6 protein-coding genes and 1 tRNA gene are annotated in these 7,719 nt (G+C 41.1%); 1 reads left to right on the top strand and 6 read right to left on the bottom strand.

What is annotated here, in order from left to right:
- Position 1: 1 nt before the first annotated feature.
- From IQ31_RS17695 to IQ31_RS17670, 6 genes are all read right to left on the bottom strand, one after another.
- A tRNA-Asp gene (locus IQ31_RS17695) sits at positions 2-75 on the bottom strand.
- 73 nt (positions 76-148) lie between these two features.
- Entirely contained in the window at positions 149-1,222 is a 1,074-nt protein-coding gene (gene prfA / locus IQ31_RS17690) for a peptide chain release factor 1 (RefSeq protein WP_046672315.1), read from the bottom strand.
- A 98-nt stretch (positions 1,223-1,320) separates the two neighbouring features.
- Positions 1,321-1,650 (bottom strand): DMT family transporter, encoded by a 330-nt coding sequence (locus IQ31_RS17685; RefSeq protein ID WP_075990964.1) that lies wholly within the window; start codon positions 1,648-1,650, stop codon positions 1,321-1,323.
- A gap of 66 nt (positions 1,651-1,716) precedes the next feature.
- Positions 1,717-2,307, bottom strand: a complete 591-nt coding sequence (locus tag IQ31_RS17680; RefSeq protein ID WP_088160157.1) for a Crp/Fnr family transcriptional regulator — start codon at positions 2,305-2,307, stop codon at positions 1,717-1,719.
- On the bottom strand, positions 2,289-3,044 hold the full coding sequence (locus IQ31_RS17675) for a UDP-2,3-diacylglucosamine diphosphatase (RefSeq protein WP_088160158.1): 756 nt from the start codon (positions 3,042-3,044) through the stop codon (positions 2,289-2,291). Before IQ31_RS17675 ends, IQ31_RS17680 begins: the two co-directional genes overlap by 19 nt.
- A 59-nt stretch (positions 3,045-3,103) precedes the next feature.
- Positions 3,104-5,272, bottom strand: a complete 2,169-nt coding sequence (locus tag IQ31_RS17670) for a M1 family aminopeptidase (protein ID WP_088160159.1) — start codon at positions 5,270-5,272, stop codon at positions 3,104-3,106.
- A gap of 238 nt (positions 5,273-5,510) precedes the next feature.
- Here IQ31_RS17670 and IQ31_RS17665 point away from each other — a divergent pair, with 238 nt between their 5' ends.
- Positions 5,511-7,634 (top strand): prolyl oligopeptidase family serine peptidase, encoded by a 2,124-nt coding sequence (locus IQ31_RS17665; RefSeq protein ID WP_145328929.1) that lies wholly within the window; start codon positions 5,511-5,513, stop codon positions 7,632-7,634.
- Positions 7,635-7,719 lie beyond the last annotated feature (85 nt).

Raw genomic sequence — 7,719 nt, 5'->3', positions numbered from 1 at the left:
GCGGTCTGGACGGGACTCGAACCCGCGACCCCATGCGTGACAGGCATGTATTCTAACCAGCTGAACTACCAGACCTCAACCCTTCTCCTCAGAAGGTGTGCAAATATAGCGTTTGTTTACGTATCTGCAAAGATTTTTTGAAAAAAAACTAATCTACTTGGCCATCTTTCATCTTCTCTGCATTCTCAGCAAACTGCAATGCATCGATAATTCCTTGAATATCACCGTCCATAATTGCCGGTAAGTTGTACATCGTCATTCCAATACGGTGCTCCGTTACGCGACCTTGAGGGTAGTTATATGTGCGAATTTTTGCCGAACGGTCTCCTGTAGAAACCAAAGTTTTTCTTTTTGCAGCGATGTCGCCGTTCTTTTTGTTCAACTCGAGCTCATAAAGTTTGTTCCGCAACATCTCCATCGCTAACTCACGGTTGGCTAATTGGGAACGTTCTACCTGACAAACAACAACGATACCCGTCGGTTTATGCGTCAACTGTACCTTTGTTTCGACCTTGTTGACGTTCTGTCCACCAGCACCACCCGAACGGGATGTCTGTAATTCTATATCACCAGGATTGATCTCAACATCGACATCTTCAGCTTCAGGAAGAACTGCAACAGATGCCGCAGAAGTATGTACACGGCCTTGAGTTTCGGTATCCGGAACGCGTTGTACACGATGTACTCCTGATTCGTATTTCAATTGTCCGTAAACGTCTTCACCGATAACTTTTAAAATCACCTCCTTGTAACCGCCAGAGGTTCCTTCGGTAACGTCCATTACTTCGTTGCGCCAGCCTTTGGTTTCGAAATAACGTGTGTACATGCGGTAAAGGTCACCCGCAAATAAGGCTGCTTCATCACCACCTGATCCACCACGAATTTCGATAATGGCATTTTTCGCATCTTCAGGATCCTTCGGAATAAGCATTAGGCGAATTTCTTCTTCTTTTTCTTCTTTTGCTACGTATAAAAGATCCAATTCCTCTTTGGCCATCTCACGAAGTTCTTGATCCTTCTCGTTCATGATGATGTCCTTATTGGTATCAATATTACTCACCATATTTTTGTAAATATGGTATTGGTCCACAATTTTGCCCAAATCTTTGTACTCTTTATTCAATTTGGCAAAACGTTTCATATCTTGCATGGTATCAGGGTTGCTCAATTCAGCTTCCACTTCTTCCCATCTTTCTTTTATCGCTTGTAATTTGTCTAACATATATCAAAAATGCTTCTTCTAGGAATGTATGACCTAGATTACTATTGAGTGTACAAAAGTAAGGAAATTTTGTTGCTTTTAAACAACCTAGCCTGCTATTAATGAGAGGAAACTGCTTTTAGTCCTACGATGGAAGCAATCAGCGTGAAAATAAAGAATATGCGCCAGAAATCTGCTGGCTCCTTAAAGAAGAAGATCCCCATTAAAACAGTACCTACCGCACCTATTCCGGTCCAAACAGCATAAGCGGTGCCCAAGGGAAGTGTCTGTGTGGCTTTGATCAATAAGCCCATACTTGCAAATAGGAATACAACAAAGGCACCATACCAGAACCATTGCCCATTCCCGGTTGCATCCTTGGCTTTACCCAAACACGTGGTGAAACCAATTTCACATAATCCGCCCAATATTAAAAATATCCAGTTCATATCGTTTTCTATTTTTTATTTTGGTACAAAGTTCCAGCTTTTGGCCGATAATAATTTTTACAAATGTTAAAAATTTGTGTGAATAGTTGCGCGAATCCGACTTAAGGTAACTTGACTGACGCCGAGATAGGAGGCGATGTAACCAAGTTTGATCCGCTGGATATATTGGGGGTATTTTTGAAGTAACTCGGCATAGCGCTCTTGGGCAGTATTAAAGAGCTTGGACATGGTTCGTTGTTCGGCCTTGATGAATTCAAGTTCAGCCATCTTTCTTCCCCAGTTTGCAATGGCAATATCACTTTCGTAGAGGTCAAAAAGTTGCTTTTGGTCTATCTGATAAACAACACTATCCTCCAAAAGGTCTATGTTTTCATAACCTGGGGTATCATGGACATAACTATTCATGGATATGAGTGTTCCACCGGGTGAAACAAAATCCAGGGTAATCTGGCGGTTGGCCGTCTCGTAGTAAACGCGGGCTAATCCTGAAGCCAGAAAATAGATGTCTTTTTGAATTTTGTCCTGTTCGATCAACAGGCTATTTCTTTTCGCCGTAATTTTCTTACTCACCTGCTCCAATTTTGCAGCACTTTCAGGCGTTAAAAAGTGATAACCGTTCAGGCAATCGGATAAAGAAATTAGGATTTGCTCGCCCATTTTTCCAAACGTAAAGTTTCACCATCCCAAACTGCATAGGTATGGTAATTGATCCATTCCCCTAAATTTAGAATACGACTATTGGCGTTCAGCTCAACATCATAGGGAAGATGTCTATGGCCAAAGATATAGTAGTCGTGATGTTGGGTTGACTCCAGTTCCTTTGCATAACCGATCAACCATTCTTTGTCTTCGCCCAGAAACTTTTCGTCCTCATTATTCGAAAGCCTGCTATGTTTGGACCAACGTGTCGCGATTCCGATTCCGAGATTTGGGTGCAACCGTGCAAATAGCCATTGACAGAGACGGCTCCGAAATACTTTCTTGAGTATCTTGTATTTGTAATCTCCCGAACCTAAACCATCGCCGTGGTGAATGTAAAAATGTTTTCCGTTGAGATGTAACTCCAGCTCATTGTCGATGATGCGTACATTTAATTCCTTTTTGAGGTAATCAAACATCCACATATCGTGGTTGCCTTTAAATAAAGTAATGGGAATGCCGAGATCTGCAATTTCGGCTAATTTACCCAAAAAGCGGATATAGCCTTTTGGGACAACAGTCGCATATTCAAACCAGAAATCAAAAATATCACCAACAAGATAGAGCTGTGCAGCATCTGTTTTGATCTGGTCCAGCCACTGTATAATTTGCAGCTCCCTTTCCCGTGAACGTTCCAAGGGGTAAGATCCAAGATGAAAGTCGGAGGCAAAATAAATTTTTGTTCTTGTTGACATGTGGCCAAAACTAAAAAAAATGGAGGCGAATACAAAATTCGCCTCCACAATATATTTTGCTATGATTTAGATAATTCGGTGATCAGCGCTTTTAGATATTCCGTAGCATCGGGATCAATGCGCTTCAAAGACTGCTGAAGTTGATCTGGATAAGCACTTTTTATTGCCATGATTGAACTTGCAATAACCATATAGGATTTGTCAGCTACAGCATTCAGAATTAGATTTTTGTATTTTTTATCTTTTGTCTGTGCAAGCTTTTGAATCGCAGAGGCACGGATAACAGAGGCTTCGGACTTCTCTGCAAGTGCCAAGATGGTTTTTTCGGCTGACTTGCGGACCGCGGGATTGCTTAGATCGAGACCTTGAATCGCTGTTGCGGCAAGATCCGCATCGGTATCCGCCAATGCTTTTGTTAAGATTTGCTGGCTGATGGTATTTGTTGGATTTTTTGAGGCATAAGCAATCGCACCGACGCGGTTGGCAAATGTAGGGGCGTGCTCATATTGATATAAATAGTCGGCATCTGATTTATCGATTTGAATTTGACCCACGAGTGTTTTTTCGGGATCAATATCAATAAATTCAACAGCAGCAGGTAGCGGGATCATAAATTGGGCATTCCGCCTGTTGAGTTGAAATGTCTGTCTGATCTTCCCATTTTTGGTGTAGATATCGACGGCCAAGGGAAGCTGGAAAGTCTGTACCGTAGAATCTTGAATTTGGGCTACATTCAGTATGACACTGTTCTCTCCGTTTCTTGTTGTGATCTTCAAAATTGGATGTCCGCCTTGGTAATACCATTGATTGAAGTACGGAGCCCAGTCTTTGCCGGTCACTTCTTCCATTGCTAGACGGAGCTGTTGCGGCTCGCCGGTTTTAAAGGAATTGTCTGTCAAGTATTTTTTCAACGATTGATAGAACGCTTCATCACCCATTTGCTCTTTTAGGGCATAGAGAATCAATGAGCCTTTCGCATAGCTGATATTATCAAACATATCTTCTTTATCATGATAATAATAACGGGCTAAAGTCGGGCTTTTCCCATTTTTAGTCGATTTGAGATAGGACTGGAGTTTTTCAAATCTAGATTTATCGCCACGATCTTTACCGCCATCGTGCTCACGCCAGATAACTTCGCCGAAAGTGGCAAAAGATTCGTTCATGGTTAAATTGGACCAAGATTCTGCTGTGACCAAATCACCAAACCACTGGTGAAATAGTTCATGCGCAATCGTTCCTTCCTGATTATCGTCCAACAATTCGCGTTTCGTCTTTTGTACATGTTCGCCATGTAGTGTTGCACTTGTATTTTCCATGGCGCCTGAGACATAATCGCGACAGACAATCTGCGCATATTTATTCCAAGGGTAAGGAACACCCAAAGTCTTGCTGTAGAAGTCCATCATCGCTGGTGTCTTACCGAAGATATCTTTGGCATAGGGCGCATATTTAGGTTCAAGGTAGTAGTCAACGGGGATATTGTTGTATTTGTCCTGATAGATTTTAAAATCACCAACGGCCATCATAAATAGATATGGGGCATGTGGTAAATCCATTTTCCAGGTATCTGTACGTGTACCATCACTATTCTTCTGTTGATTGCTCAATGCACCGTTCGATAAACTTACATAATTGTCAAGAACAGTCATGGAGATTTCTGCTGTAGTCTTTTGGTTGGGGCGATCAATCGTCGGGAACCAGGCTGATGATGCTTCCGTCTCACCTTGTGTCCATATTTGACGAGGTTTGTTCGGCATGCGTTCATCAGGGTTGATAAAATATAGTCCCTTAGCATCGTTAATCGCTGCGCTGCCCTGAACTTTTAATAAGTTGGGTTTTGCTGTGTAATCGAGGTATACTGTATATTGTTCCTTGGCAACGTAATTACGGTCCAGCTTGATCAGCAGGGAATTATTGTCATAGCTATACTTTAAAGGGACCAATTGTTGGCCATTGACTAGCGACACCTGTTTGATATCCATGCCTTTTGCGTCGAGACGAAGGGAATCTGTTGGATAGAAATGGGGTTGTAACGTGATCCACTCTTTTCCATTGAGGAATTGATTGGTATAGTCAAAACGAACATCCAGCTTGGTGTGGACAAGATTGTTGATCTTCGTAGGAGTGGCTCGATATTGTTGATCTATGGAAAGTTGTTGTGCTTCGCTTATTCCAATTTGAAGAATGGAAATTGACAAAGAAAGATATATGACTTTTTTAAACATTGTTGTGATATTTTCAAGATTTAAATAAATCTAAAGAAATTTCGGTTGCTATGAAAATATACCGCAAAGAAATATGTGTATAATGTTGCTGGATAGGTTGTTGTGCGTTAAAAAATGCAGGTGTATCGTATATTTTAAGATAAGAGATCGATAAATTTATTTATATTCAACTCAAATTGAATTTTCAGGTGCTAAGTGAATAAAACTTAGGTTGGTTGAAACAAGTAGACGATTTTTTATGATAAACAAAAATTTTGGCCTTATTCTAATGATGATAGGTATGGCAGGTACGGCGACGACCGGTTATGGACAACAGTTAACATATCCGAAGACAAATAAAGGAACCGTCGTGGATGAATTTTGGGGTGAAAAGATTGCAGATCCTTACCGCTGGTTGGAGGATGATCGTTCAGCTGAGACAAAAAACTGGGTACAGGCAGAGAATAAAGTGACTTTTGACTATTTGAATGCAATTCCATTCCGTACAAAATTAAAAGATCAATTAACCGAAATATGGAATTATGAAAAAATAGGGACTCCGTTTAAGGAAGGTGCATATACTTATTTTTTTAAGAATAACGGCTTACAGCAACATGCTGTGCTTTATCGTAAACTAGGGGAGACGGGAGGAGAAGAAGTTTTCTTGGATCCAAATACATTCTCGAAAGATGGATCAACTTCATTGGCCGATGTTTCGTTTTCAAAGGATGGCAGTTTAGTCGCCTATTCTATTTCTGAAGGAGGATCAGACTGGCGGAAAGTCATTGTACTGAATGCCAAGGATAAGTCGCCTGTAGGTGAAACGCTAGTGGATGTCAAATTCTCTGGTATTGCATGGAAAGGAAATGATGGTTTTTATTACTCGAGTTACGATAAACCAAAAGGATCTGAACTTTCTGAAAAAACAGACCAACATAAATTATACTACCATAAACTTAAAACAGCCCAATCTACAGATAAATTGATTTTTGGTGGCCCTGAAACACCGAGACGTTATATAGGAGCTTCATTAACAGACGATCAACGTTACCTGATTATTTCCGCTGCAAATACGACAACAGGAAATGAACTTTATTATCAAGATCTCAATCAGCCGAACGGCAAGATTGTCTGCTTACAAGATCATTTTGACGCAAATACAGGTGTCGTTGACAATATTGGGGATAGTTTCTTATTGGAGACGAACTACAAGGCTGCCAACAACCGTTTGGTAAAAGTTGATTTGAAGAATCCTGCAAAGGAGAACTGGAAAGATGTTATTCCAGAAACTGAAAATGTACTTTCGATCAGTACGGGTGGAGGCTATCTTTTTGCAAACTATTTGAAAGATGCCGTTTCGGTTGTGATTCAATACGATTATACGGGTAAAAAGATTCGGCAAATAGAATTGCCTGGTGTGGGTACGGCGAGTGGTTTTTCGGGTAAGAAAAAGGAAAAAGAAATCTATTTTGGTTTTTCAAATTACATTACACCTTCTTCAAGTTATAAGTTTGACGTAAATTCTGGTCAGTCTACACTTTATATCAAACCTAAGGTGAAATTTGATTCCGATCAGTATGAATCGAAACAGGTTTTCTACACATCCAAAGATGGTACTAAGGTTCCGATGATTATTACGTACAAAAAGGGGATTGTCTTAAATGGGAAAAACCCGACGATTGTGTATGGTTATGGCGGCTTTAATATCAGCTTGACACCTGCCTTTAGTACTTCCGTTGCAGTTTGGTTGGCCAATGGTGGTGTTTATGCTGTTCCGAATTTGCGCGGAGGGGGTGAATATGGTCAGAAATGGCATGATGGCGGTAGACAATTCAACAAATTGAATGTGTTTAACGATTTTATTGCCGCGGCACATTATCTTCAGGAGAATGGTTATACATCACCCGAGTATACTGCTTTATCGGGGGGCTCAAATGGTGGCTTGCTCGTTGGAGCAACAATGACAATAGATCCCAAAGTAGCCAAGGTCGCACTGCCTGAGGTTGGTGTTTTGGACATGTTGCGTTATCATACCTTCACAGCTGGTGCAGGTTGGTCCTATGATTATGGTACGGTCAGTGATAGCAAAGAAATGTTTGATTATCTGAAAGCATATTCTCCGGTGCATAATGTGAAATCTGGGGTTTGTTACCCTGCGACGATGGTCTTTACCGGAGATCATGATGATCGGGTGGTACCGGCGCACTCCTACAAGTTTGCTTCCGAACTGCAGTCAAAGCAAGCGTGTGATAACCCCGTATTGATTCGTATTGAGACAAAAGCTGGCCACGGTGCTGGACGGTCAACAGAAGTTCTGATCAATAGTACAGTTGATAAATATGCTTTCGCGCTCTGGAATATGGGTATTAAAGAGTTAAAGTAAGTAGACAGTTTTCCAGTGCTCAAAGCATTATCTGTTGGTTCAAAGCACTGTTTGTAGAGCAATGAATAAAAAAGCCGCGATCAAG

This window comes from Sphingobacterium siyangense (assembly GCF_007830445.1).
Classification (GTDB): Bacteria; Bacteroidota; Bacteroidia; order Sphingobacteriales; family Sphingobacteriaceae; genus Sphingobacterium; species Sphingobacterium siyangense.
This window is presented reverse-complemented; position numbering and strand designations above follow the sequence as displayed.